Source organism: Streptomyces dioscori (genome assembly GCF_003024195.1).
Lineage (GTDB): Bacteria > Actinomycetota > Actinomycetes > Streptomycetales > Streptomycetaceae > Streptomyces > Streptomyces dioscori.
Genome location: NZ_KZ679062.1, coordinates 21965 through 46745 on the forward strand (window position 1 = coordinate 21965; position 24781 = coordinate 46745).

21 protein-coding genes are annotated in these 24781 nt (G+C 72.1%); 16 read left to right on the plus strand and 5 right to left on the minus strand.

The genetic code is table 11. The annotated features are described in order from the left end of the window. Window positions 1-76: 76 nt before the first annotated feature. Window positions 77-523, minus strand: a complete 447-nt coding sequence (locus tag C6Y14_RS40850; RefSeq protein ID WP_107021999.1) for a MarR family winged helix-turn-helix transcriptional regulator — start codon at window positions 521-523, stop codon at window positions 77-79. 113 nt (window positions 524-636) lie between these two features. On the opposite strand from C6Y14_RS40850, the gene C6Y14_RS40855 reads away from it, so the two are divergent. The 4 genes from C6Y14_RS40855 to C6Y14_RS40870 all read left to right on the plus strand — a co-directional run bounded on the left by C6Y14_RS40855 (window position 637) and on the right by C6Y14_RS40870 (window position 6956). Then, a complete protein-coding gene (locus tag C6Y14_RS40855; RefSeq protein ID WP_404828917.1) occupies window positions 637-1431 on the plus strand; it encodes a response regulator transcription factor in 795 nt (264 codons plus the stop codon). A 149-nt stretch (window positions 1432-1580) separates the two neighbouring features. Then, window positions 1581-3467, plus strand: a complete 1887-nt coding sequence (locus C6Y14_RS40860; protein WP_107022000.1) for a flavin-containing monooxygenase — start codon at window positions 1581-1583, stop codon at window positions 3465-3467. Continuing rightward, window positions 3467-5110 (plus strand): NHL repeat-containing protein, encoded by a 1644-nt coding sequence (locus C6Y14_RS40865; RefSeq protein ID WP_225891532.1) that lies wholly within the window; start codon window positions 3467-3469, stop codon window positions 5108-5110. Before C6Y14_RS40860 ends, C6Y14_RS40865 begins: the two co-directional genes overlap by 1 nt. A 61-nt stretch (window positions 5111-5171) precedes the next feature. After that, window positions 5172-6956: an ABC transporter ATP-binding protein gene (locus tag C6Y14_RS40870; protein WP_107022001.1), complete on the plus strand. Its 1785-nt coding sequence runs from the start codon at window positions 5172-5174 to the stop codon at window positions 6954-6956. A gap of 78 nt (window positions 6957-7034) precedes the next feature. Here the strand turns inward: C6Y14_RS40870 and C6Y14_RS40875 are convergent, their stop codons facing one another. Next, window positions 7035-8030 carry an NADP-dependent oxidoreductase gene (locus C6Y14_RS40875; protein WP_107022002.1) on the minus strand — a complete coding sequence of 332 codons (996 nt, stop codon included), beginning with the start codon at window positions 8028-8030 and terminating at the stop codon, window positions 7035-7037. 138 nt (window positions 8031-8168) lie between these two features. Here C6Y14_RS40875 and C6Y14_RS40880 point away from each other — a divergent pair, with 138 nt between their 5' ends. Together C6Y14_RS40880 and C6Y14_RS40885 are read left to right on the plus strand one after the other, a co-directional pair. Further along, on the plus strand, window positions 8169-8762 hold the full coding sequence (locus tag C6Y14_RS40880; RefSeq protein WP_107022003.1) for a TetR/AcrR family transcriptional regulator: 594 nt from the start codon (window positions 8169-8171) through the stop codon (window positions 8760-8762). Window positions 8763-9091: 329 nt separating this feature from the next. Beyond that, complete coding sequence (locus tag C6Y14_RS40885) at window positions 9092-9769, plus strand: AIM24 family protein (protein ID WP_107022004.1); 678 nt, start codon at window positions 9092-9094, stop codon at window positions 9767-9769. Window positions 9770-9881: 112 nt separating this feature from the next. On the opposite strand, the gene C6Y14_RS40890 is transcribed toward C6Y14_RS40885, so the two are convergent. Together C6Y14_RS40890 and C6Y14_RS40895 are read right to left on the minus strand one after the other, a co-directional pair. After that, window positions 9882-11411: a hypothetical protein gene (locus C6Y14_RS40890; RefSeq protein ID WP_107022005.1), complete on the minus strand. Its 1530-nt coding sequence runs from the start codon at window positions 11409-11411 to the stop codon at window positions 9882-9884. Then, window positions 11408-11965, minus strand: a complete 558-nt coding sequence (locus tag C6Y14_RS40895; RefSeq protein ID WP_107022006.1) for a hypothetical protein — start codon at window positions 11963-11965, stop codon at window positions 11408-11410. Before C6Y14_RS40895 ends, C6Y14_RS40890 begins: the two co-directional genes overlap by 4 nt. A 155-nt stretch (window positions 11966-12120) precedes the next feature. Between C6Y14_RS40895 and C6Y14_RS40900 the strand changes: the two genes are divergently transcribed. The 9 genes from C6Y14_RS40900 (at window position 12121) to C6Y14_RS40940 (ending at window position 22075) form a co-directional block, all read left to right on the plus strand. After that, a complete protein-coding gene (locus C6Y14_RS40900; RefSeq protein ID WP_225891534.1) occupies window positions 12121-13146 on the plus strand; it encodes an ABC transporter substrate-binding protein in 1026 nt (341 codons plus the stop codon). A 26-nt stretch (window positions 13147-13172) separates the two neighbouring features. Next, entirely contained in the window at window positions 13173-13949 is a 777-nt protein-coding gene (locus C6Y14_RS40905; protein ID WP_107022053.1) for an ABC transporter permease, read from the plus strand. Window positions 13950-14169: 220 nt separating this feature from the next. Beyond that, window positions 14170-14964 (plus strand): ABC transporter permease, encoded by a 795-nt coding sequence (locus tag C6Y14_RS40910; protein ID WP_107022007.1) that lies wholly within the window; start codon window positions 14170-14172, stop codon window positions 14962-14964. 9 nt (window positions 14965-14973) lie between these two features. Next, on the plus strand, window positions 14974-15720 hold the full coding sequence (locus tag C6Y14_RS40915) for an ABC transporter ATP-binding protein (RefSeq protein WP_107022008.1): 747 nt from the start codon (window positions 14974-14976) through the stop codon (window positions 15718-15720). A 314-nt stretch (window positions 15721-16034) separates the two neighbouring features. After that, entirely contained in the window at window positions 16035-18245 is a 2211-nt protein-coding gene (gene cyc2, locus C6Y14_RS40920; RefSeq protein WP_107022009.1) for a germacradienol/geosmin synthase Cyc2, read from the plus strand. An 88-nt stretch (window positions 18246-18333) separates the two neighbouring features. After that, a complete protein-coding gene (locus tag C6Y14_RS40925; protein WP_107022010.1) occupies window positions 18334-19062 on the plus strand; it encodes a S1C family serine protease in 729 nt (242 codons plus the stop codon). Window positions 19063-19146: 84 nt separating this feature from the next. Then, window positions 19147-19770, plus strand: a complete 624-nt coding sequence (locus C6Y14_RS40930) for a LysE family translocator (RefSeq protein WP_107022011.1) — start codon at window positions 19147-19149, stop codon at window positions 19768-19770. Between the two features lie 150 nt (window positions 19771-19920). Then, window positions 19921-21045 (plus strand): aminopeptidase P family protein, encoded by a 1125-nt coding sequence (locus tag C6Y14_RS40935; protein ID WP_107022012.1) that lies wholly within the window; start codon window positions 19921-19923, stop codon window positions 21043-21045. 67 nt (window positions 21046-21112) lie between these two features. Continuing rightward, window positions 21113-22075 carry a phosphotransferase family protein gene (locus C6Y14_RS40940; protein WP_107022013.1) on the plus strand — a complete coding sequence of 321 codons (963 nt, stop codon included), beginning with the start codon at window positions 21113-21115 and terminating at the stop codon, window positions 22073-22075. Between the two features lie 137 nt (window positions 22076-22212). Here the strand turns inward: C6Y14_RS40940 and treZ are convergent, their stop codons facing one another. Continuing rightward, window positions 22213-23958: a malto-oligosyltrehalose trehalohydrolase gene (treZ, locus tag C6Y14_RS40945; protein ID WP_107022014.1), complete on the minus strand. Its 1746-nt coding sequence runs from the start codon at window positions 23956-23958 to the stop codon at window positions 22213-22215. Between the two features lie 181 nt (window positions 23959-24139). Between treZ and C6Y14_RS40950 the strand changes: the two genes are divergently transcribed. Then, window positions 24140-24697 (plus strand): DUF1707 and FHA domain-containing protein, encoded by a 558-nt coding sequence (locus C6Y14_RS40950; protein WP_107022015.1) that lies wholly within the window; start codon window positions 24140-24142, stop codon window positions 24695-24697. Window positions 24698-24781: the final 84 nt, after the last annotated feature.

Consider the following 24781-nt stretch of genomic DNA (forward strand, 5'->3'; position numbering starts at 1 on the left):
GGCGGGTGCGCGGTCGAAGCGGAGGGGCGGGCGCGCGGACGAGGCCGGGGGGCCGGCCGGTGCCGCGGGGGCGGTGTCAGGGACGCGGCCAGGGGCGTTCGTCCAGGTTCTCGATGTCCGTGTTGAACCGCTTGAGATACGCGGCGAAGGCGGCGACCTCCGCCGGCTCCCACCCGGCCAGCACCCTCTCCAGCCCCTGGACGCTCTCCCGGCGGTGGGTGTCGAGCCGGCGCTCGCCCTCCGCGGTGATGCGGAACTTGCGGGCGATGCCGCCCTCGGGGTCCGCGATGCGTTCGACGAGGTGGGCGCGCAGCATGGCCGCGGTCTGCCGGTTGAGCGTGGAGGCGTCCAGGCCGAAGGCGTCGCTGAGCTGGCCGATGGACATCGGGCCCTCCATCCGGATGCGGCTGAGCACGATGTACGCGCTGCGTTCGAGGCGACCGCCGGCCCGGGGCGAGTTCAGATAGAGGTGCCGCCCGAGCAGCATCGTCTCGAACTCGATCAGGTGCGTGGGCTTGTCCATGTCGGTCGCCGGTCCTTCCCCGGAGCTGGCTCTCGCCCCGGCCATGCGTCCGGTCCCGCGGCCAGGGGCATCAGACATGACATCAAATATGCATCCGACACGTATTGTGCATGATGCATATGCTCTTCGCGGACGAGGTGCGTGCGATGCGCGGGATGGACGAGATGGACCGGGTGTACGGAGCTGACGGCGCTGTCGGGGAGTACGTGACCGGCGCCGACGTGTCCGTCTCCGTGCCCGCGCGCGGGGCGGGGCAGCACCTCCTGGTCGTGGTCCACGATCCGGCGGTCGCCGACCTGCTGACGACCACCCTGGAGTTGGCGGACTACCGCGTGACCGTCGCGCGCACCGGCGCCCAGGGGGTGCTGCGCCTTGCGGAGCGGCGCTTCGACCTGGTCCTCTTCGATGTGACGGTCCCGGATGTCGAAAGCCTCGGGGACGGCCGCCGGTTCCGCCCGGCCGACCGCCCGCCGGTCCTCTTCCTGGCCCCGTACGAGACGCTGGGCGCCCTGGTGCCCGAACTCGGCCTGGGGCAGGCGGACTACGTCACCCTGCCGTTCAGGATCTCCGAAGTCCTCGCCAGGGTGCATGTGTTGCTGCGTGGCCGTGAGCCGGTGCGCCAGGGGCCGTGCTACGGCGATCTCGCGCTCAACGACGCCACCTGCCAGGCCTGGCGGGGCCGGCGGGCGCTCGACCTCACCCCCGCCGAGTACCGGCTGCTGCGCCATCTCCTGGTCAACGCGGAGCGCGTGCTGTCGAAGGAGCAGATCTGCCTCCACGTCTGGGGAGAAACCCGGGCCGGCAACGCGATCGAGAAACTCGTCTCGCGTGTGCGTCAGAAGGTGGACCGGGAGCAGCCCTCGCTGATCCACACGCGCCGGGGCTTCGGCTACCGCCTCGGCCGCTGAGCCCTGCCCCTGCCTCCCCGCGGCGAGAGGGTGTGATCCGGGTCACGTCAGCTTCCCGTCAGGTCACCGGCTGTGAGCTGTCAGTCCGTTCCGGTTGCATGTGATCACAGAGGTCGCCGTCCCCCCCCACACACATCAGAAGGACAGGTATGCCCCCCACCGCCCACACCTCGTCCGATACACCCGCCCCCGATTCCGGCCCCGCCCCCGCCCCCGCCCCCGACCCCGGCTCCGGTCCGGACGGGCTCGGGTTCGACCCGGACGCCCTCCGCGCCCGCTACCGCGCCGAGCGCGAGCGCCGTGTCCGCCCCGAGGGAAACGCGCAGTACCGGCGTATCGCGGGCGAGTTCGGCTTCTACGCGGACGATCCGTACGTGGAGAGCGCCGAGTTCACCCGGGAGCCCCTGCACGACCGGGTCGAAGCGGTCGTCATCGGCGGCGGGTTCGGCGGTCTGCTGGCCGGCGCACGGCTGCGCCAGGCGGGCGTCGGGCCGATCCGCGTCATCGAGAAGGCCGGCGACTTCGGCGGCACCTGGTACTGGAACCGCTACCCGGGAATCCACTGCGACATCGAGTCGTACGTCTACATGCCGCTGCTCGAAGAGGTCGGTTACGTCCCCGAGTGGAAGTACGCCCCGGGCGAGGAGATCCGGCAGCACGCGCGGGCGATCGCACGCCACTTCGACCTGTACGACGGGGCCTGCTTCCGCACCCTGGTCACCGAACTGCGCTGGGACGAGGCCGAGTCGGAGTGGATCGTCTCCACCGATCGCGGCGACCGCGTACGGGCCCGCCATGTGGTGGTCTCCAGCGGCACGCTCAGCCAGGCGAAACTCCCCGGCATCCCGGGCATCGAGACCTTCACGGGCCATACGTTCCACACCAGCCGCTGGGACTACGCGTACACGGGCGGCGACGCGAACGGCAACCTCGACCGCCTCGCCGACAAGCGGGTGGCGGTGATCGGCACCGGCGCGACCGCCATCCAGGTCGTGCCCCATCTGGGCCGCGACGCACAGCAGTTGTACGTGTTCCAGCGCACGCCGTCCTCCGTGGACGTGCGCGGCCAGCGGCCCACGGACCCCCAGTGGGCGAAGTCGCTCGAACCGGGCTGGCAGCGGCATCGCAGGGACAACTTCCTGCGGACCGTGACCGGTTCACCCGCCGGGGACGACCTGGTGGACGACGGCTGGACCAGCGGCGCCCGGCTGCTGCAGAACCTCATCCCGACCAACAACTACGCGGACCTCCCCGCGGAGGAACGGGAGCGCCTGAACGAGCTGGCCGACTTCCAGAAGATGAACGAGATCCGGACCCGGGTGGAGTCCGTCGTCGAGGACCCGTCGACGGCCGAGGCGCTCAAGCCCTGGTACCGGTACATGTGCAAGCGGCCCACGTTCAGCGACCACTACCTGGACACGTTCAACCGGCCCAACGTGACGCTGGTGGACACGGCCGACCACGGCGGTGTCGAGCGCATCACCGAGAACGCCGTCGTGGTCGGCGGCACCGCGTACGAGGTCGACTGCGTCATCTTCGCGACCGGCTTCGAGGTCGGCGTCTCGGGAATCCTCTCCGGCCGCCTCCCGGTGCACGGCAGGGACGGCGCCCGGCTGCCCGACGACTGGCGGCAGGGGGCCAGGACACTGCACGGCTTCTACAGCAACGGCTTTCCCAACCTCTTCCAGCTCGGCCCGCTGCAGAACGCCAGCGCCGTGAACTACGTCCACATCCTCGACGAACAGGCCACCCATGTCGCCGAGGTGATCGCCGAAGCACGCGAGCGAGGGGCCCGGTACGTGGAGCCGACCGTCGAGGCCGAGACCGCCTGGGTCGCCACGATCCGCGAGAAGGCCGCGGACCTCTACGCCTTCCAGGCCGAGTGCACCCCCGGCTACTACAACAACGAGGGCAGGCCCCGGCAGCGCAGCGAGTCGTACGGCGACGGGCCCGTCGCCTTCCACGAACTGCTCAGGCGCTGGCGCGCGGACGGCGGCATGGACGACGTCATCGTCGACGGGGAAGGCGGCCGGTGATGCGGCCGGTGACGATGACGGGCGGCCCCAGCCGCTTCGACGACACCGGTGGCCGCCGGGTGACGAGCCGCCGCTGGCACACCGACCGGCTGAATCCCCCGAACCGGCTGTGGGGTTCGAACGGCGTCACCTTCGGCCCCGACGGACGCCTGTACGTGGCACAGTTCCTAGCCGGCCGGATCAGCGCGGTCGACCCCGCCTCCGGGGACGTGGACGTCGTCGTGGAGCAGGACGGCCCGGTCCAGGCACCCGACGACCTCGCCTTCGGGGCGGACGGCTCCATGTACATCGCCGACCTGACACCGGGCCGCGTGTGGCGGCGTACCCCTGACGGCACGTACACCCTCGTCTCGGACGAGGTGCGGGTGCCCAACGGCATCACCTGCGTGGGCGACCGGCTCTTCGTCAACGAGATGAGGATGAACGGCCGCCTGCTGGAACTCTTCCCGGACGGTGGCGACCCGGTGGTGCTGACCGGCGGCCTTGCCCTCGGCAACGCGATGCAGCTCGGCCCGGACGGTTTCCTCTACTACCCGCACATGATCGGCAACCAGGTCTGGCGGATCCCGCCCGACGGGGGCGTGCCCGAACTGTTCGCCGAGCACGTCGACGACCCGGTCGCGGTCCGCTTCGACCAGGGCGGCGTCCTCGTCGTCCTCTCCCGCGGTCCGGCCGGCATCGTGACCCGTATCGACCTGGCCACCGGGGCGCGTTCGGTCGTCGTCAGCGGGGTGGTCGGGCTCGACAACGCGGCCTTCGACGCGGAGAACCGCATGTACGTCTCCAGCTTCGGCAGCGGCGGCGTCACCGAGATGCACGAGGACGGCCGCACCCGCGAGATCGTCCCCCGGGGCCTCAGCGGCCCCTTCGGGGTCACGGTCGACCTGCGGGGCACGGTGTACGCGGCCGACCACTACCGCCTCACGAGCCCCGGCGACTCCGGCGCGGGCGATTCGAGCGGCGTACTCACCCACGAACTCCAGACCTTCGTGCACGGCGTCACCGCAGACGACGGACTCCTGCACTTCGCCTCGGAGTACGGCGACATCCGCACGTACGACCCCGTGCGCAGGTCCACGCGCGTACGGGTACGGGGGCTGAACGAGCCCACCGGGATCGCCGTCGCCCCCGACGGGGCGCTCGTGGTCGCCGAGACGGGCGCGGGCCGCGTCGTACGCATCGACGGGACGGACACCGTGACCACGCTGGCCGCAGGGCTGCGGCATCCCGTGGACGTGGCCTTCGACACCGAAGGCCGCTGTTACGTCAGCGACGACCGGCTCGGAACGGTGAGCCGCATCGACAGCGACAGCGACGGTGACGGCGAGGCGATGACCGTGGCCGAAGGGCTGGGCGCGCCGCAGGGTCTCGCCGTGCGCGGCGACGAGTTGTTCACGGTGGACACGCGGGAGCGGTGTCTGCGGGCGGTCTCGCTCAGCACGGGGGAGAGCCGGATCGACGCCGAGGACCTCCCGGTAGGCCTGCCGCCGGGCATCACCCGCGCCGATCCCGCGCTGTTCGCCGAGGGCATGCCGGGTTCGCCCCGCGCGTTCGCCGGTCTCGCCGTGGCTCCGGACGGCACCCTCCTCCTCTCGGCGAACGGCGAGGGCAGCGTGCTGCGGCTGACCGCTCGGGGGGACTGACGGCGGCTCTGTCAGTGGCATCGGCGATACTTCGTCTGACCTTTCACCCAGGGGGAGCACCGTGCCGCAGTCCCAGCCGCCCGACCCGGCAGCCACACCGTCATGGCGGCTGCTCCTCGCCTACGTACGTCCTTACCGCTGGACGCTGTTGCTCGGTGCCGTGCTGTCGTTGCTGACCGGCGCCGCCGGGCTCGCGCTGCCGCTGGTGGCCAGGACCCTGATCGACGACCTGGGGCACGACCGGGCCATCACCGGCACGCTGCTGGCCATGTCGGGGCTCGTCGTCGCCAACGCCGCGATCGGCGCGCTGGGTTCGTACGTGCTGCGGTACACGGCCGAGTCCGTGGTGCTCGGGGCGCGGCGGGGACTCGTCTCGCATCTGCTGCGGCTGCGGATATCCGCCGTGGACAAGAGCGAGCCCGGCGATCTGATGGCCCGGATCACGTCCGACACCACGCTGCTGCGTGAGGTCACCACCGATTCGCTGGTCGGATTCGGCACGGGCGGGCTCACCCTGCTCGCCACGCTGGTGATGATGGGGTTCGTCGACCCGGTACTGACGGCCGTCACGCTGGGCGTGGTCGTCGGCGCGGGCACGGTGATCGGCGTGATCGTGCCGCGCATCAACCGGGCCAGCCGACGGGCCCAGGACGCGGTCGGGGCCATGGGTGCCTCGCTGGAGCGGACCCTGGGCGCGTTGCGGACCATCAAGGCGTCCGGAGCCGAACACCGCGAGGAGCAGGCCGTGCACGCGGCGGCCGAGGAGTCCTGGCGGGAGAGCGTCCGGGCCGCCAAGTGGTCGGCGCTCGCGGGTAACACGGCCGGGCTCTCTATGCAGATCGCGTTCATCACCGTCCTCGCCGTGGGCGGCGCGCGGGTCGCGACCGGGGCCGTCGACATCGGCACACTCGTCGCCTTCCTGCTGTACGTCTTCTTCCTGATGTCGCCGATCCAGCAGGTCGTCGGTGCGGTCGCCCAGTACCAGACGGGATCGGCCGCCCTGGCCCGTATCGAGGAGGCGCGCGGGCTGCCCGCCGAACCGGCCACCGAGCCCGCGCCGCTGCCAGGACCCGGCGCCGAACCGGCCTCCATAGCCTTCGAGGACGTCCGCTTCCGCTACGCCGAGGACCTGCCGTACGTCCACCACGGCGTGACCTTCGCCGTGCCCCCGCGCGGCATGACCGCCTTCGTGGGTCCTTCGGGCGCGGGCAAGACGACCGTGTTCTCACTCATCGAGCGGTTCTACGACCCCGACAAGGGGACCATCGCGCTGGACGGCCGCGACCTCACCGACTGGGACGTCTCCGGGCTGCGGTCGGCCATCGGCTACGTCGAGCAGGACGCGCCCGTCCTGTCCGGCACCCTCCGCGACAACCTCCTGCTCGGCAACCCCGACGCCGACGAGGAGGAACTGCTCCGCGCGCTCAGGACGACCCGGCTCGACACCCTCGTCGAAAAGCTGCCGAAGGGTGTGGACACGCTCGTCGGCCACCGCGGCACCAAGCTCTCCGGCGGTGAGCGCCAGAGAGTCGCCATCGCCCGCGCCCTGCTGCGACGGCCCCGGCTGCTGCTCCTCGACGAGGCCACCAGCCAGCTCGACGCGGTCAACGAGGCCGCGCTGCGGGACACGGTCGCCGATGTCGCCCGGACCACCACGGTCCTGGTCGTCGCCCACCGGCTGTCCACCGTCACCATGGCGGACCGCATCGTCGTCATGGACGCCGGACGGGTACGGGCGGTGGGCACCCACCGCGAACTCGTCGCGGGCGACCCGCTGTACGCGGAACTCGCCGCCACGCAGTTCCTCGCGGCGGAGGACGACACACGTGCGCCGGAGAACGTCTGAGGGGTGACGTACGGCCCGCGCGTGGTTGTACCGGCGGCTGCCGCACGGGGCCGGTCGGCCCGCCGGAGCAGGATCCGTCTAGGCAACCGTGAGCACGATCTTGCCCCGGACATGGCCTCGGGCGGCGCGTTCGTGCGCGGCGCGGGCCTCCGCGAGCGCGAACGTGCTGTCGATCTCGACGCGCACCGTGCCCGCGTCGAGCAGGCGCCCCAGTTCGGCGAGCTGCGTGCCGTCCGAGCGGACCTGTGCGGTCGAGACCGTGATGCCCAGCTTCGCGACCTCCTCGTCGTCGAACTCGCCGAGGAACACCGGGAAGAGGGCGCCACCGCGCTTGAGCGTGCGCAGGAAGCGGCTGCTGTGGGGACCGCCGACGGTGTCGAGGACGAGGTCGGCGTCGTGGACGAGTTCCTCGGGACGGCTCGTGGTGTAGTCGATGAACCGGTCGGCGCCCAGCTCGCTCAGGAACGAGGCGTGCGCGCCCGATGCCACCGCGACGACCCGCGCTCCCTTCCACTTCGCCAGTTGCACCGCGAAGTGCCCCACGCCGCCCGCGGCGCCGTTGACGACCACCGTCGTGCCGGGGCCGAGTGCCGTCGGACGGTGCCGCGCCTCCTGGAAGGGCGACGGATGATCGTGTCCGACCTCGATGAGGAACTGCCATGCCGTCAGCCCGGCCATGGGTGCCCCGGCGGCGTGCACATGGTCGATGCCGGCCGGCTTGCGCGCGAGGTCCGAGGCGCGGGCGGCCACGTACTCGGCGTACGCGCGGCCGTCGAAGCCGGGGAACCGCAGCAGCCCGAAGACCTCGTCGCCCACGGCGAAGCCGTCCACGTCCGCGGCCACGGCTTCGACCACGCCGGACACGTCCGTCCCCGGGATCACCGGCAGGCTGATCGTGGAGTCCGGCTCCCCGGGCACACTGGTCAGCCCGCCGCGCAAATACCGGTCCGGTGGGTTGACGCCGACCGCGTGCACGCGGACGAGCACCTCGCCCGGCCCCGGCACGGGCACCGGCACCTCGTCGTGGCGGAGCACCTCGGGGCCGCCGTGCTCATGCAGCCGGATCGCCCTCATCGTGTGTGCGGTCCTCTGTGCAGGCATCGTCTTCTCCTTCCCGCGCTGCGGGATAGACTTATCCGGATCAGCGGTCCAGATAAGTGGACCACTGATCCGAATATATGGACCACTGATCCGGATAGTCAAGGGGGACAGGTGCGGGCCGACGCCAGGAAGAACCGCGACCATGTGCTCGCCGTGGCGGGCGCCGCCGTCGCCGAGCACGGCGTCGACGTGTCGCTGCGCGACATCGCGCGCAGGGCGGATGTCGGGCTCGCCACGCTGCTCCGGCACTTCCCGACGCGCGAGGCACTCCTCGAAGCCCTGCTCCACACGAGCTTCGAGGAGCTGACCGCGAAGGCGGACGCCCTCGAAACGTCGGCCTCGCCCGAGGACGCCCTCGTGTCGTGGCTGCGCGACTGCGTCGGCTGGACCACCGAGTACCGGGGCGTGACCGTGCTGATGGCCGCCGCCATCGAGGACACCGAGTCCGCGCTCCACGCCTCGTGCGTCACCCTGCGCGCGGCCGGCGCGCGGCTCCTCACCCGCGCCCAGGCCGTGGACGCGGCGCGCGGCGACATCGACGGCACCGACCTGTTCGCGCTGATCGCGGCGCTGGCCTGGCTCGGCGACCAGCCTTCGCTCGCGTCACGCGCCGGTCACCTCTTCGACGTGGTGGCGGGCGCGATCCTGACGGGTGCGGCGGCGGGCTCGGCGGTGGACGGCGGCGCCACGGAGGGCAGTCCCTAGGGGACGGCCGGGGTTCTCGGTCGGGTTGTCTGTCGCGGGATCGAGGGTTTTCCCCGTATCCGGGGGGCGGGATGCCGCCTATCGTCGTGGGAGCCACGTCCGAACCGTGGGTAACACCTTGAACGGTCGCCGCGCACAGCCGGTGGACGGTCGACCGGGAACCGAGAGCCACCCCCCACAGGGTGGGGCCGAAAGGCCCCGCAGGGGCGGCCGACGCGAGCGGGCGTCGGCCGCCCCTGCCTTTCGTCGTGCGGGCGCATACTTTCGGCGGCGCCTTTTCTCCTGTTGCGGGATGGTGCAACCGGCGCCCCGCGGGACAGGATGCCCGGATGAAGGGTGATCTGTTTTCCAACGAGTACATGGTGCAGCCGGCCGCCACCGCGGGCATGAGCGTGCAGAACGCAAAATCGATCAGGTACGCCGTCAACGGCGAGATGCTGGCCCGGCAGGGCGCGATGATCGCCTACCGCGGCAGTCTGCAGTTCGAGCGCAAGGGCCAGGGCGTCGGCGGCATGCTCAAGCGCGCGGTCACCGGCGAGGGACTGCCGCTCATGGCGGTGCGCGGGCAGGGGGAGGCGTGGTTCGCGCACGAGGCGCAGAACTGCTTCATCATCGACATCGACCCCGGTGACGTCTTCACCGTCAACGGCCGCAACATCCTGTGCTTCGACGCGTCGTTGAAGTACGAGATCAAGACGGTGAAGGGCGCGGGCATGTCCGGCGGCGGACTGTTCAACAGCGTCTTCACCGGACAGGGCAGGCTCGGTCTGGTCTGCGACGGCAACCCGCTGGTCATTCCGGTCTCACCGCAGTGGCCGGTGTACGTCGACACGGACGCGGTCGTCGGCTGGACGGCCAACCTCCAGACGTCGCTGCACCGTTCGCAGTCCATCGGCTCGATGATCCGCGGCGGCTCGGGCGAGGCCGTGCAGCTGATGCTCCAGGGGGAGGGATACGTCGTCGTGAGGCCGAGCGAGGCCACACCGCAGAAGGCTCAGCAGCACTGACACGGTCGGCCCGGCAGCTTTTGTCCGTGGGCCGGTGGGGGCCGGTCGCGCAGTTCCCCGCGCCCCTGGAGGGCGGGGGACTACGCCCCTGCCCTCCAGGGCCCGTCCGCCCTCAGGGCGCCGGCCTTCCGTTCGTCCGCCGACGCCACAGAACCGCGGCGGTGCCGGCGGCGAGCAGTGCTGCGGTGCCCGCGGTGGCGGGCAGGAGCAGGTCGGAGCCGGTCGAGGCGAGCGACCCGTCGCCGGTGCCGCCGAGCGAGCCACCGCTCACCGTGCCACCGGTCGTGCCCGTCCCCGCACCCGTGTCACCGCTGTCGGCCGTGCCGGCCGCGCTGTTCCCGTCGTCCGCGGGACCGTCGACGGGAACCGTGGTGCCCGTGTCGGACGGGTCGGCCGGTTCGTCGGTCGGGTCCGGGTCCGGGTCCGTGTCGCCGGGTGACGGATCGGGCGACGGCGGTGGGGACTCCGGGTCCGTCGGCGTCGGTGTCGGCGAGGGCGTCGGCGGCACCGGCGCCTTGAACACGGTGAGCGAGGCGTCCGAGGGACTCGCGACGAACACCGCGTCGCCGCCCGGTTGAACCGCGATCGACGAGCTGCCCAACTGACCGTTGACGCCCGGTAGTTCGGCGCCCAGGTCGAGATCCTTGAGCGTCGCCGTGTCGTACACCGCGAGCTGCCCGACGCCGTCCCCCTCCTCCGGCGGGTTGCCCCAGTCCTGCCACACCGCGAACGCCCGGTCGGAGCGCGGGTCCACGGCGACATCGGCGATGGTGTCGCCCGGTTCCGCGTCGAAGGAGGCGGCCAGTTTCCCGGAGGCGATGTCGTACGCCTCCAGTACGGTGCCGCGCCCCGCCCACAGCACCCCGCGACCGGTGTCCCACTCCAGGAAGGACACCGCGGCTCCGGAGCCGAGCGCGATCTCCTTGCCGTCCGGCGTGAAGTCGGCCGAACCGACCCTGCGCAGCACGCCGTTGGTGTTGTCCGTCACCCAGATCTGCCCGGCCGCGGTGTCCACGGCGAGCGGGCCGCCGGTGGCGGGCAGGGTGAGGGAACGCTCCACGGTCACCGACGCCTCGCCGACGGCGACCTCCTCCAGTTTCGTCCCGCGCACGACCACCACCGTGCCGGCCTTCGCACCGGACCTGGCCTGCGTGATCGACGTACCGGTGAGCCAGCCGCCGCTCCCCGACGCGTCCGCGTCCTTGGCGGCGGCGATCCCGCGCAGTCCGACGAGGTAGTGCACCCCGTCGCCCGGCAGCGGTCCCGCGAGGCGCTTGCCCGGCAGCTGGGCGGGCGCGCCCGTGCTGCCGGGAGACGTCTTCACCCAGCTCAGTACGTTGCCGGACGCCGGGTCGACGGCGTAGACACCGGCCAGGCTGCCGTCCGGCGTACCGGCGACGGTGTCGGAGCCGACGTACAGCTTGCCCGACTCGGGGTGCAGCAGCAGGTCGAGCGGTTTGCCGACGGTCGTGAGGCGGGCCGTCCGCTCGTACCCGTCGGCCGCGGGCGGGTCGTCGGCGCCGACGGCGGGTGTGCTCACCGCGACGGCGGCGAGAACCACCGCCGTGACACCGGCCAGGGCGCCCGCCGCCCGGGGGCGGAGCAGATCGCTCCGCCCCCGGGTTCTGAGGGGCGCGGTCACGAGAACGTGACCGGGAGGTAGACGTCGTACGAGCGGTTGCTGCTGCCGGTGTGGTCGGCGCGCGTCACGATCGCGCAGTCGACGTCCGTGCCGCAGACTTTGCCGGTCGCGATGTTCGGGTTCACGTGCACGCTCACGTTGAACGAGCCGCCGGTGCCGTAGGTGGAGCTGTTGGCGACCGTGCCGCCGCCGAGGTTGGACACCCAGTGCGAGGCGCCCGTCGTGCCGGACTGGTCGGCGCCGCCCAGGCAGGGGGTCGGCCGGGAGGTGTACGTCGACGGGTTGCCCGGCTCGACACCCTCGGGGATCACACACAGGCCGACGTAGACACCCTGGAGCGTGTTGTAGCCGCTGCCGGAGACGGTGACGTTCTGCCCGGCGGCCGAGAGGCTGTCGGGGGCCGTCAGCGACAGGTTGTACGTCGTACCGCTCACCGTCACGGACCGCGTCGCGGTGGCGGCCGAGGCGGAGGTGGCGAGCCCGACCGTGAGCGCGGCGGCGGTGGCTCCGACGGCGGCGATACGGGCAGCACGGGAGAACAGGGCGGATCTCATGGGTAGTTGGCCTTTCAGAGGCGAGAACCACTTAGGTAAGGCAAACCTAAGTTGAAGGTCAACGGGCCGTCAACCCGTGCCCCGGTGGGGCATGCGTGCCGGAACGGCGCAAACGTATGTAGTGATCATGTCAATCGACAGGTCATCATGCGCCCATGCCGACGCCCCGAGACCGTTCCCGTGCGGGAAGCACGGGCAAGCTGATCGCCTGCGCGGTCGCCCTGGTGCTGGCTGTCGCGGCGTGCGGCGGCGACTCCGACGACGCGGACGCGGGTGACGGCAAGGGCGGAGGCGGAGGCGGAGGCGGGGGCGGAAAAGGGCTGGAGCGGTCGAGCGTCACCGTCGCCGCGCTGCCCCTGGCGGACGACGCGCCCCTCTATCTCGCGCGCGACCGGGGGCTGTTCGAGAAGGAGGGCCTGGATGTCCGCATCCAGCCCGTCCAGCAGTCCATCCAGGCACTGCCCGCCCTCTCCAAGGGGCAGGTCGACGTGATCGCGAGCGCGAACTACGTGACCTTCCTCCAGGCCCACGAGAAAGGCACGCTGGACCTGCGCATCCTCGCCGAGGGGGCCCGCGTCGCGCCCCACATGATGGACGTACTCGTCCCCGAGGACTCGGACATCCGCAGCGTCGCCGACCTCAAGGGCAAGAAGGTCGCCGTCAACATCCTCAACAACATCCAGTCGCTGACCCTGAACGCGATCCTCGGACAGCAGGGCGCGGGCCTGCCCGAGTACCGGCAGATCGCCTTCCCCCAGATGGGAGTCGCCCTGGAGAAGGGCCAGGTCGACGCCGTGCACGCCGTCGAACCCTTCAACAGCGCCATCCAGAAGCAGCTGAACGCCCGCGTCCTCGTCGACGGCGGGTCCGCCCCCGTGGAGTCCATCCCGATCAGCGGATACGTCACGACCGGCGACTACGCCTCCAAGAACCCGAGGACCGCGGCGGCCTTCCGGCGGGCGATCGCCGCGGCGGCGCGGATCGCCGCCCAGGACCAGGACGCCGTCCGCGAGGAACTGCCCGAGTACACCAAGGTGACCGCGGCCCAGGCCGAGTCGATACGGCTGCCCGCCTACCCGGTGACCTCGGACGCGGCCGAACTGCGCCGCCTCACCGAACTCATGAAGGAACAGGGCCTGTTGGAGAAGCCGATCGATCCGGGAACGTTGCTGGTCGAGTGAGGCGCGGCGGCGGTGGCTCGGAACGCGTGCGGCGACGGCAGGAACTGCTCCTCGGCGCGCTCGGAGTGCTGCTCGCCCTCGGCCTGTGCGAGGCGGTCGGCAGGGCGGGCCTGGTACGGCGCGACTACCTGCCGCCCGTCTCCGAAGTCCTGACACGGGCCGTGGAGCTGGCGGGCGACCCGCTCTTCCTGGACGGAGTCGGCGCCACCGTGCGCGCCTGGGCCCTCGGGCTGGGCCTCGCCTGCGCGATCGCCGTACCGCTGGGCCTGCTCCTCGGCAGCGTGCCCGTCGTCGACGAGGCGGTGCGCGCCGTCGTCGAGTTCCTGCGCCCGCTGCCGTCCGTCGCGCTGATCCCGCTGGTGTCGCTGCTGCTGGGTTCCGGTACGGAGACGAAGGTCGCGCTCATCGCGTACGCGTCCGTGTGGCCGATCCTCTACAACACCGTCTACGGCCTCGGCGAGACCGACCCGCTGGCCAAGGACACCCTGCGCGCGTTCGGCTTCGGCCGCCTGTCGGTCCTCCTGCGCGTCGAACTCCCCGCCACCGCGCCCTTCATCGCGGCCGGCCTGCGTATCTCCGCGGCCGTCGCCCTCATCCTGGCGGTCGCCACGGAGATCCTTGCGGGGTTCGGGGAAGGGCTCGGCATCTTCATCGCCCAGGCGGGCCTGGCGACGGACGGTACGCGGGATGTGCTGGCCGGGGTGGTGTGGGCGGGGGCCCTGGGGCTGGTCATCAACGGCGCGCTGGTGTGGGGGGAGAGACGATTGTTCCCCTGGACACCGGAACACCGGGGCGAGCGATGAGGCTGTTCTCGCCCCCGCCGCCCCTACCCGTTCCCGTCAACGACTCGGGGGCGCTGCCCCCGAACCCCCGGTCCTCAAACGCCGGACGGGCTAATTTTCAGCCCGTCCGGCGTTTGAGGACGAGCGCGCAGCGCGATCAGGGGGCGAGGGGCGCAGCCCCATGCAGTGACGGGAAGGGTAAGGGCGGCGGGGGCGGAAAACCCCTTGGCGAGGCCCGCCGATGAAGCGCGGCAGAGCAGCGGCAAGCCGCGGCGCACTGCTGCGCTGGACCGTACTCGCCACAGCGATCGCCGCCTGGCAACTCACCACCCGCACCCACCCCAGCGTCTATTTCCCGCCACCCACCGACATCGCCCGCCACACCCACACCCTGTGGTTCTCGGGCCCACCCACCCACGCCTTCCTCACCCCCGCCGCCACCGAGAACATCCTCCCCAGTCTCGCCCGTATGACCACCGGCTTCGTCATCGCCGCGATTGCCGGTATCGCCCTCGGTACGGCCCTGGGCCGCTCCCGCCGCGCGCACGCCCTGTGCAACCCGGTCCTGCAGTTCGCCCGGGCCGTCCCACCCCCGGCCCTGGTCCCCGTCTTCGTCGTGCTCCTCGACTTCGGCACCCGCATGCAGGTCGCGTCGATCGTCTTCAGCGCCGTCTGGCCGGTCCTCATCAACACGGCGGACGGCGTCCGCAACACCGACCCCCTGCGCGTCGACGTGGCCGCGGTCCTGCGGCTGAACAGGACCGAACGGCTCCGGTTCCTCTTCCTGCCCTCGGCGCTGCCCCGCATCTTCGCCGGCCTGCGCCTGAGCCTTTCGCTCTGCCTCGTCCTCATGGTCTTCTCGGAGCTGCTGCCCGGCACGGCCAACGGCATCGGCTTCACCCTCACCGACGCCCAGTCACGCTCGGACCTGCTCACGGTCTGGGCCGCGCTGGTGCTGCTCGGCGCACTCGGATACGTACTCAACACCGTTCTGCTGGCGGTCGAGAAGCGGCTGCTGGGCCGAGGGGACAGGTGACAGGACCGCATGCTGCGTCTCGACTCGCTCGGCCAGGGGTACGGCGATCACCCCGTCCTGCACGACATCACCCTCACCGTGCCCGACGGCCAACTCCTGTGCGTCGTCGGGCCGTCCGGCTGCGGCAAGTCGACGCTCCTGCGGACCGTCGCGGGGCTGCTCCCGGTCCGGGAGGGGACCGTCTCCGTCGACGGGGCGCCCGTCAGCGGGGTCCCGGACCGGCTGGCCGTCGTCTTCCAGGACTACGGACGGTCGCTCTACCCCTGGCTCCCGGTCCGCGAGAACGTCGCGCTTCCCCTGCGGCGCCGGGGACTCGGGCGCGCGGAGCGGCGGGAGCAGGCCGAGCTGATGCTGGAACGGGTGGGGCTTCGCGGGGCCGGACGGCGGTATCCCTGGCAGTTGTCCGGCGGTATGCAGCAGCGGGTCGCCATCGCGCGGGCGCTGGTGTGCCGGCCGTCCCTGCTGCTCATGGACGAGCCCTTCGGGTCCCTGGACGCGCAGACGCGGGAGGATCTGGAGGATCTGCTGCTGGAGGTCCACGAGTCCGAGGGGGCGACGATCGTGTTCGTCACGCATGACATCGACGAGAGTGTGTACGTGGGGGATCGGGTGGTGGTCCTGTCCGCCGGGCCCGGGTCCCGGGTGGTCCTCGACCTGCCGGTCGGGCTCCCCGGCAAACGGGACCAGATCGCTACGCGGGGCCTGCCGGAGTTCGTGGCGCTCCGCGCGGAGATAGGCCGAGCGGTCCGCTCCTGACCTTTCCTCGCCCCCGCCGCCCCTACCCGTTCCCGTCCACACATGGGGGCTGCGCCCCCTCGCCCCCGGATCGCGCTCCGCGCTCGTCCTCAAACGCCGGACGGGCTGGTCTTCAGCCCGTCCGGCGTTTGAGGACCGGGGGTTCGGGGGCAGCGCCCCCGAGTCAGTGACGGGAACGGGTAGGGGCGGCGGGGGCGAGAAAAAAAGCGTCACCCCTTCCCCCGCAGGCAACCCTTCACTCATCCGTTCACGCGATGGTGCGATCATCCACCCCCGCACGGATGCCCCCGCACAACCCCGGGTAGGCCCGGCCCATGACGCAGCCGTTCGAACTCCCCCACTTCTACACGCCGTACCCCGCACGGCTGAACCCGCACGTCGAAGAGGCCCGCACCCACACCACCCACTGGGCCCGGGGCATGGGCATGCTGGAGGGCTCCGGCGTCTGGGAGCAGGCCGACCTCGACGCCCACGACTACGGACTGCTGTGCGCGTACACGCATCCCGAGTGCGACGGCCCCGCTCTCTCCCTCGTCACCGACTGGTACGTGTGGGTCTTCTTCTTCGACGACCACTTCCTGGAAACCTTCAAGCGGAGCCAGGACCGCGCGGGCGGCAAGGCCTACCTGGACCGTCTGCCGCTCTTCATGCCGCTCGACCTCGCGACCCCCGTGCCCGAGCCGCGGAACCCGGTCGAGGCGGGCCTCGCCGACCTGTGGGCCCGTACGGTCCCGTCGATGTCCATGGGCTGGCGCAGGCGCTTCGCCGAGTCCACCGAGCATCTGCTCAACGAGTCGATGTGGGAGCTGTCCAACATCAACGAGGGGCGGATCGCGAACCCCGTCGAGTACATCGAGATGCGCCGCAAGGTGGGCGGCGCCCCCTGGTCGGCGGGGCTCGTGGAGTACGCGACCGCGGAGGTCCCCGTCCAGGTCGCCCGCTCCCGGCCGATGCGTGTGCTGATGGAGACCTTCTCCGACGCGGTCCACCTGCGCAACGACCTCTTCTCGTACCAGCGGGAGGTCGAGGAGGAGGGCGAGCTGAGCAACGGCGTGCTCGTCCTGGAGACGTTCTTCGGGTGTACGACGCAGCAGGCCGCCGACACCGTCAACGACGTCCTCTCCTCACGCCTCCACCAGTTCGACCACACGGCGCTCACCGAAGTGCCAGCGCTGGCCCTGGAGAAGGGCCTCACACCGGAGGAGGTACGGGACGTCGCCGCGTACACGCGGGGGCTGCAGGACTGGCAGGCGGGCGGCCACGAGTGGCACCTGCGGTCCAGCCGGTACATGAACGAGGGGGCGCTCAAGTCCTCGCCGCTGGACGGCCTCACGGGCCCCGGCACCTCCGCCGCCGACGTCGGCGCGCTGCTCGCCGCGGCCGGCGCCGAGCGGCTGCGCGCGTACACGCACGTGCCCTTCCAGAAGGTCGGCCCTTCGCTGCTCCCCGACTTCTACATGCCGTTCCAGGTCCGGCTCAACGCCGACCTCGAAGGGGCGCGGCGGCGTATCACCCCGTGGGCGCACAGCATGGGCATCCTCCAGGAGGGCATCTGGGACGAGGACAAGCTCGCCGCCTACGACCTGCCGCTGTGCTCGGCGGGACTCGATCCCGACGGCACCCCCGAGGCGCTGGACCTCAGCGTGCAGTGGCTCGTGTGGGGGACGTACGGCGACGACTACTACCCGCTGGTGTTCGGGAACCGCAGGGATCTGGCCGCCGCGAAACTGTGCACGGCGCGGCTGTCCGCCTGCATGCCCCTGGGGGGCGAGGAGATCCCGTCCCCGGTCAACGCCATGGAGCGCGGACTCGCCGATCTGTGGCTGCGCACGACGGCCACGATGACGCCGGACGCGCGCCGCACCATGCGGGCCTCGGTGGAGGTCATGACGGAGAGCTGGGTGTGGGAGCTGAACAACCAGCTGCAGAACCGCATCCCCGACCCCGTCGACTACCTGGAGATGCGCCGCGCGACCTTCGGCTCCGACCTCACCATGAGCCTGTGCCGGCTGGGCCACGGCCCCGCGGTACCGCCGGAGGTCTACCGCAGCGGCCCCGTCCGGGCACTGGAGAACGCGGCGATCGACTACGGGATGCTCATCAACGACGTCTTCTCGTACCAGAAGGAGATCGAGTACGAGGGCGAGGTGCACAACCTCATCCTCGTCGTGCAGAACTTCTTCGGCTGCGACTACCCGAAGGCGCTCGGCATCGTCCACGACCTCATGACGCAGCGCATGCGGCAGTTCGAGCATGTCGCCGCTCATGAGTTCCCGGTCCTGTACGAGGACTTCGGCCTCTCGGACGAGGCCCGCGGGATCATGGAGGGCTATGTCGTGGAGTTGCAGAACTGGATGGCGGGCATCCTGAAGTGGCACTACGACTGCGGGCGTTACGGAGCCGCCGACCTGGCCCGCCGTGCCCACGGCTTCGTCCCGGGGCAGCTTCCGGAGCTGCCGTTCGGCAGTGTCTGGCGGACCGCCACGGCCACCGCGACCGCAACCGCCACGGCCACCGCCCGCTGATCCGGGCAGGGGAGGCGCGGGCACTGTCACCCGTTCGGGGATCGTCGCGAGCAGGTGCGCAGGGTAGGGCTCTGGCCGGAGGCGATCCATGGAACAGACAGTGCTGCGTCCCAAGCCGATGCCAGGTCAGGAGCCGCCAGGCCAGGAGCCCGGAGGGCAGGAGCCGGGAGGCCAGGAACCGGGCGGCGGCGACCGCCCGTCCGGTCCGGGTCACCGTCCGCACGCCGCACGGCGGCGCGGGCGGCGGCTGACGACCCTGGCGTTCAGCCTGTTCGTCGGGACGGTGCTCGTGCTGTCAGGGGTCGGTCTCGGCACCGTGGGCGCCACGGTGATCGGTATGAGCAGGCTGGCCGAGTCCCAGGGACGGGCGTCCGCCGCGGAGGCGCCCGCCGCGTCCGGGGCGCCCGGCGGTACCGAATCCGGCCTGGGTCGCGGTACCGAGTCCGACCCGGGTCGTGGTATCGAGTCCGGTCCGGGTGGCGGGAGCCCGGCCGCGCTCGCGAAGCCGTCCGAGCGCCCGGGGTCCTCCGCCGCAGCCCGGCCCGGAGAGCGGCCCACCCTCGGCGTGGAGGCCGTCGACGCGCCCGACGACCCGGGCGCGCTCCTGGTCGGCGTGCACGTCCCCGGACCCGGCCACACCGCGGGGCTCGTACGGGGTGACGTCCTGCTCGTCCTGGGCACGACCCGCGTCGACTCCGCCGCCGACCTCGCCCGGGCCGTCGCCGCCGTGCGCCCCGGGGAGGAGATCGGACTCACGTTGCGGCACGCGAGCGGCGGCCACCAGCAGGTGTCGGTGACCCCGGGCGTCATCACCTGACGGGCGTCACCGGGGCCGTCCGTCACCGGGACCGTCAACAGGAAATGCGTTGCCGCGCCACTTGAGCGGGGCCACGATGGGCCCATGTTCAGCACCCTTCTCGCCTTCCTGGGCGCCTGCACCCTGATCGCCGCCTCACCCGGCCCGAGCACCGTGCTGATCATCAGGCAGTCGCTGCAGAGCAGGCGTGCCGGTTTCATGACGGTCCTCGGCAACGAGACCGGCGTCTTCGTGTGGGGCGTCGTCGCCGCCTTCGGCCTGACCGCGCTGCTCACCGCCTCCGAAGTGGCGTACGACGTGATGCGCGTCGTCGGAGCCGTCGTGCTCGTCGTCTTCGGCGTACAGACGCTGTGGCGGGCGCGGCACACCCGGGGCGGAATGGACGACGGCGGGACCCCGGCGGACGTGAGGAGCGGCTGGGCCTCCTACCGGACCGGGCTGCTGATCAACCTCGCCAACCCCAAGGCGGCGATCTTCGCGATGTCCTTCCTCCCGCAGTTCGTACCGAAGGGTGCCCCGCATCTGCCCGCCATGCTGGGGCTCGCCGCGCTCTGGGCGGTCTACGAGGTCGGCTACTACAGCGTCTACGTGTGGTTCGTGGGACGGATGAGGACCGTGCTGTCCCGGGCCGGCGTGCGGCGCAGGCTGGAGCAGGTCTCCGGCGGGGTCCTGCTGCTCCTCGGCGTCCGGCTGGCCCTGGACAGCTGACGCCCGCGAAGAAAGCGTGACGCCCGCGAAGAAACCACCCCCGACCGGCTCGCGTCACCCCCGCTGTCCGGGCAGGATGCTGCCCGTGGCCCCTTTCCACCCGCGGCCCGCCCCGCACCCCGCCCCGGGGACCGACCCACGGAGGACCGGATGACCGGCACGCCCGCGCCCTTCACCGCCGACGACTACCGGGCCCGGATGGAACGCGCCGCACGGGCCGCCGACGCGGCGGGGCTCGCCGGGGTGCTCGTCGCGCCCGGACCCGACCTCGTCTGGCTCACCGGCTACGCGCCGCCCGCGGCCACCGAGCGGCTCACCCTGCTGGTGCTCGCCGCGGGGCAGGACCCCGTACTCATCGTGCCCGCCCTGGAGGCCCCGGACGCCGAGAAGGCGGTGGGCGCGCCCGCACTGGAGCTGCGCGACTGGATCGACGGCAAGGACCCGTACACCACCACGGCCCCGCTCCTCGACGCCTCGGGCCGGTTCGGCGTCAGCGACAACGCCTGGGCGCTGCACCTGCTGGGCCTCCAGAAGGAGCTGCCCGGCACGTCGTACGTCTCCCTCAGCGAGGGACTGCCGATGCTCCGGGCCGTCAAGGACGGCGCCGAACTGGACCGGCTGGCCGCCGCGGGCGCCGCCGCCGACGCCACGTACGAGGAGATCCTGAAAGTCGCCTTCGCGGGGCGCCGCGAGTCGGACGTCGCGGGCGACCTCGCCGACCTGCTGCGGCACTTCGGACACGAGCAGGTGGACTTCACGGTCGTCGGGTCGGGGCCGAACGGCGCCAGCCCGCACCACGAGGCCGGCCCCCGCGTCATCGAGCACGGCGACACGGTCGTCCTCGACTTCGGCGGACTGAAGCACGGCTACGGCTCGGACACCTCCCGTACGGTGCACGTCGGCGAGCCGGGCGCCGAGGAGCAGCGGGTCCACGACGTCGTCCGCGCCGCCCAGCAGGCCGCGTTCGAGGCCGTGCGGCCCGGGATCGCCTGCCAGGACGTCGACCGGGTCGCCCGCGCCCACATCACCGAGGCCGGGTACGGCGACCGCTTCATCCACCGCACCGGGCACGGCATCGGCGTCACCACGCACGAACCGCCGTACATGATCGAGGGCGAGAAACAGCTCCTCGTACCCGGGATGTGCTTCTCCGTGGAGCCCGGTATCTATCTGCCGGGCCGCTTCGGGGTACGCATCGAGGACATCGTGACGGTCACCGAGGACGGCGGACGCCGCCTCAACGACACCCCTCGGGAGATGGCCGTCGTGAACTGACCACACCCGGCGGGCGCCGGACAGCGGCTCCCGCACCCCGGACTCCCCTTCGGCGGACGGCGCGACCATGACCCAGGCAGCGACACCCACCGCGGACACCGTGCGACGCGTCGTCCGCTCCCTGCTCCAGGACTCCCCGCTGCACGACAGCCCCCTCCCGGACCCGCCGCGCCCGGACGGCGGCGGACTCCGGATCGCGCCCGTCGCCGAGGGCGGCGAGCACTCCACCTGGTTCGTGGGCGCACGGCATGTGCTGCGGCTCGCCCCGGACCGCGAGGCGTCCCGGCGCCAGCGGCGCGAACTGCGACTGCGTGAGCTGGTACGCCCCCACATCGGCGTCGCCGTCCCCGTGAGTGTCGCCCACGGTGAATGGGCGAGCGGGCTGACGTACACGCTCGACACGCTGATCCCCGGCGGGTCCGGCGAGCAGCGGGACGTCTCCGCGGTGGGGGAGGCCGATCTGGCGGGGCTGCTCAGCGGGCTGCGCGAGGTGCCGGGGCCCCAGGCCGAGACGCTCGGTGTGCCCCGCGCGACGCCGCGGTCCCTCGAAACGCTGCGGACCGCGGCCGAGCGGGCGGCCGAACGGCTCGCCGAGGCCGACGAGTTCGACCCCGTTCGGCTGAAGCAGCTCACCGCGGGCGGGGTCGTGCAGCTCGCGGCGCAGCCGGGTACGGCGTTCCTCGTCCACCACGACCTCAAGGGCGAGCACCTCGTGGTCAGTGGTGACGGGCGGGTCCGCGGTGTCCTGGACTGGACGGACGCGGCGGTCGGCGATCCCACGGAGGACATCGCGGGGCTCGCGGTGGCGGTGGGCGCGCCTGCGGCTGTCCGGGCGGCGACCCTGGCCGGTTACGGGGCCCGGCCTTGTCTGCGCGGCCTCTGGCTCGCCCGCTGCGACACGCTGACGCGGCTCGCGGACCGGCTCGGTGACGGTCACCACGACGACAGCGCCGTGCCGCTGCTGCGCGCGCAACTCGCCCACGCGTGGGAGGCGATCCTGCTGGAACGCCTCACGGACGAGGCGTGGTGATCCGTCTGCGGCCCCGGTGGGGGCGGGCCGCGCAGTTCCCCGCGCCCCCATCAGGGGCGCGGGGAACTGCGCAATCTTTTGGCTTTTAAGGGGCGCGGGGAACTGCGCGAACGGCCCCCACCGGGCCGCACCCGGGTTCAGCCCTGCAGCAGCACCACGCACGACTCCCCAGGTACCCCCAACAGCCCGTCCCCGCCGGGGACATCCACCGGCTCCCACGCGGCGAGCACCCGCGCGGGCCGCGTCCCCAGCGGAATGCGCACCCGTTCCGCCCCGAGGTTCACGACCACCCGGACATCCCCCCGCCGGAAGGCGAGCCACCGCGCGCCTTCGTCGAACGCGACCTTGACGTCCGCGAGATCGGGATCGGTGAGGTCGGCCTGCGCGTGCCGCAGAGCGATCAGCTCCCGGTACCAGGCGAGCACCCGCGCGTGCACCCCCTTCTCCGGCTCGGACCAGTCGAGACAGGACCGTTCACGCGTGGCGGGGTCCTGCGGATCCGGGATGTCCTCCTCGGCCCACCCGTGGGACCCGAACTCCCGCCGCCTGCCCCGCCGCACGGCGTCCGCCAGCTCGGGATCCGTGTGGTCGGTGAAGAACTGCCAGGGCGTCCCCGCGGCCCACTCCTCGCCCATGAACAGCATCGGCGTGAACGGCCCGGTGAGCGTCAGCGCCGCCGCGCAGGCCAGCAGCCCGGGGGAGAGGGAGGCCGCGAGCCGGTCGCCCAGGGCACGGTTGCCGATCTGGTCGTGGGTCTGCGAGTAACCGAGCAGCCGGTGCCCCGCGACCCGCGTCCGGTCGAGCGGCCGCCCGTGCCGCCGCCCCCGGAAGCTGGAGTACGTGCCGTCGTGGAAGTAGCCCGCCGTCAGCGTCTTGGCGACCGCCGCGAGCGGGGCCCGGCCGAAGTCCGCGTAGTAGCCCTGCTTCTCACCGGTCAGCGCGGTGTGCAACGCGTGGTGGAAGTCGTCGTTCCACTGGGCGTGCAGCCCGAGCCCGTTCTCCTTGCGGGGCGTGATCAGCCGTGGGTCGCCCAGGTCCGACTCGGCGATGAGGAACAGCGGCCGGCCCACTTCCTCGGAGAGGCCGTCCACGGCGGCCGACAGCTCCTCCAGGAAGTGGCACGCGCGCGTGTCGTACAGGGCGTGCACCGCGTCCAGGCGCAGCCCGTCGATCCGGTAGTCGCGCAGCCAGGACAGCGCGCTGCCGAGCAGGAACGCGCGCACCTCGTCCGAGCCGGGCGCGTCCAGGTTCACGGCCGAACCCCAGGGCGTGTGGTGCGTGTCGGTGAAGTACGGCCCGAAGGCGGGCAGATAGTTGCCGGAAGGGCCCAGATGGTTGTGCACGACGTCCAGGACGACCCCGAGACCCAGTTCGTGGGCCCGGTCGACGAAACGCTTCAGCGCCTCGGGGCCGCCGTACGGCTCGTGCACGGCCCACAGCGACACCCCCTCGTACCCCCACCCGTGCTGCCCCGGGAACGGGCACAGCGGCATCAACTCGACGTGCGTCACACCCAGTTCCACCAGGTGTCCGAGCCGCTCGGCCGCCGCGTCCAGCGTCCCCTCGCGCGTGTACGTGCCCACGTGCAGCTCGTACAGCACGGCGCCCGGCAGCCCGCGCCCCGCCCAGTCCGCGCGCCAGGCGTACCGCTCCTGGTCGACGACCGCGCTCAGGCCGTCCGGTCCGTCCGGCTGCCGGTACGACCGCGGGTCCGGCAGCACCGGACCGTCGTCCACCGCGAACCCGTACCGCGTGCCGTCCTGCGCCTCGGCCTCGCCCGTCCACCACCCCGGGCGCTGCGGATCAGGCTCCAACGCGCGCGTGGAGCCCGCGCAGTGGAGCGTCATGCGATCGGCCTGTGGTGCCCACACCTCGAACTGCACGGACGGTTCTCCCTCGTCTGCTCACCGTGACCTCGCCGGTCCCATGGTGCGTCAAACGAGATCAATTCACCTTCGGATCCCCTCGATCGGGCGACGCGAAACGGCCGTACCCGCAGTGCGCACTGCCCTGAAGTGCTCTGTTTTCTGGACACTCCGGCCGCGCTGCCAGACAATCGGCTGCGTGACGTCGTCCTCGGAGTTCCACATCTCTCCCGCTCCCGCGCGGCTGTCGGACGCCGAGCGCGACAGGACGCTCAAGGCGCTGCGGGAGGGCGCCGCCCTGGGGAGGCTGTCGCACGACACGTTCCTCCTGCGGATGGAACTCGCCTTCGCCGCCCGCACCTCGGACGAACTCGCCGCGCTCACCGCGGATCTGCGCGCCGAGAGCCGCTGGTCGCGGCTGCTGTTCGGCACGGTCGAGGCGGTCTCCGGGTTCTCCGTGCGGCTGCGCCGCGCCTGGCAGGCCGAGCGGCTCCCCAAGCTGCTGCTGCCCCGGCCGGAGAGCCGCTACCCGCTGCGGATAGGCCGCGACCCGGCCAGCGGGCTGCGGCTCAGCCACGAGACGGTGTCGCGCGTGCACGCCGAACTCACCCGCCAGGGCGGCCTGTGGGTGCTGCGCGACCTCGGCTCGACCAACGGCACCGCCGTGAACGGGCGGCGGGTGATCGGCGCGGCGGTCGTGCAGGTCGGCGACCAGGTCAGCTTCGGCCGCATGGTCTTCCGGCTCGCGGCGGACTAGGCCTACGGGCCCAGGGCGGCCCAGGGCGGCCCAGGCCGGTCCAGGCTCCGGACCCGGCGGGCGGAAGCGCCGCCTCCACCGAGG

What these genes read in the sequence shown, in the direction of transcription:
- C6Y14_RS40850 (WP_107021999.1), bottom strand. Translation starts at nt 523, where the DNA reads ATGGACAAGCCCACGCACCTGATCGAGTTCGAGACGATGCTGCTCGGG.
- C6Y14_RS40855 (WP_404828917.1), top strand. Translation starts at nt 637, where the DNA reads ATGCATATGCTCTTCGCGGACGAGGTGCGTGCGATGCGCGGGATGGAC.
- C6Y14_RS40860 (WP_107022000.1), top strand. Translation starts at nt 1,581, where the DNA reads ATGCCCCCCACCGCCCACACCTCGTCCGATACACCCGCCCCCGATTCC.
- C6Y14_RS40865 (WP_225891532.1), top strand. Translation starts at nt 3,467, where the DNA reads ATGCGGCCGGTGACGATGACGGGCGGCCCCAGCCGCTTCGACGACACC.
- C6Y14_RS40875 (WP_107022002.1), bottom strand. Translation starts at nt 8,030, where the DNA reads ATGAGGGCGATCCGGCTGCATGAGCACGGCGGCCCCGAGGTGCTCCGC.
- C6Y14_RS40885 (WP_107022004.1), top strand. Translation starts at nt 9,092, where the DNA reads ATGAAGGGTGATCTGTTTTCCAACGAGTACATGGTGCAGCCGGCCGCC.
- C6Y14_RS40895 (WP_107022006.1), bottom strand. Translation starts at nt 11,965, where the DNA reads ATGAGATCCGCCCTGTTCTCCCGTGCTGCCCGTATCGCCGCCGTCGGA.
- C6Y14_RS40900 (WP_225891534.1), top strand. Translation starts at nt 12,121, where the DNA reads ATGCCGACGCCCCGAGACCGTTCCCGTGCGGGAAGCACGGGCAAGCTG.
- C6Y14_RS40910 (WP_107022007.1), top strand. Translation starts at nt 14,170, where the DNA reads ATGAAGCGCGGCAGAGCAGCGGCAAGCCGCGGCGCACTGCTGCGCTGG.
- C6Y14_RS40915 (WP_107022008.1), top strand. Translation starts at nt 14,974, where the DNA reads ATGCTGCGTCTCGACTCGCTCGGCCAGGGGTACGGCGATCACCCCGTC.
- cyc2 (WP_107022009.1), top strand. Translation starts at nt 16,035, where the DNA reads ATGACGCAGCCGTTCGAACTCCCCCACTTCTACACGCCGTACCCCGCA.
- C6Y14_RS40925 (WP_107022010.1), top strand. Translation starts at nt 18,334, where the DNA reads ATGGAACAGACAGTGCTGCGTCCCAAGCCGATGCCAGGTCAGGAGCCG.
- C6Y14_RS40930 (WP_107022011.1), top strand. Translation starts at nt 19,147, where the DNA reads ATGTTCAGCACCCTTCTCGCCTTCCTGGGCGCCTGCACCCTGATCGCC.
- C6Y14_RS40935 (WP_107022012.1), top strand. Translation starts at nt 19,921, where the DNA reads ATGACCGGCACGCCCGCGCCCTTCACCGCCGACGACTACCGGGCCCGG.
- C6Y14_RS40940 (WP_107022013.1), top strand. Translation starts at nt 21,113, where the DNA reads ATGACCCAGGCAGCGACACCCACCGCGGACACCGTGCGACGCGTCGTC.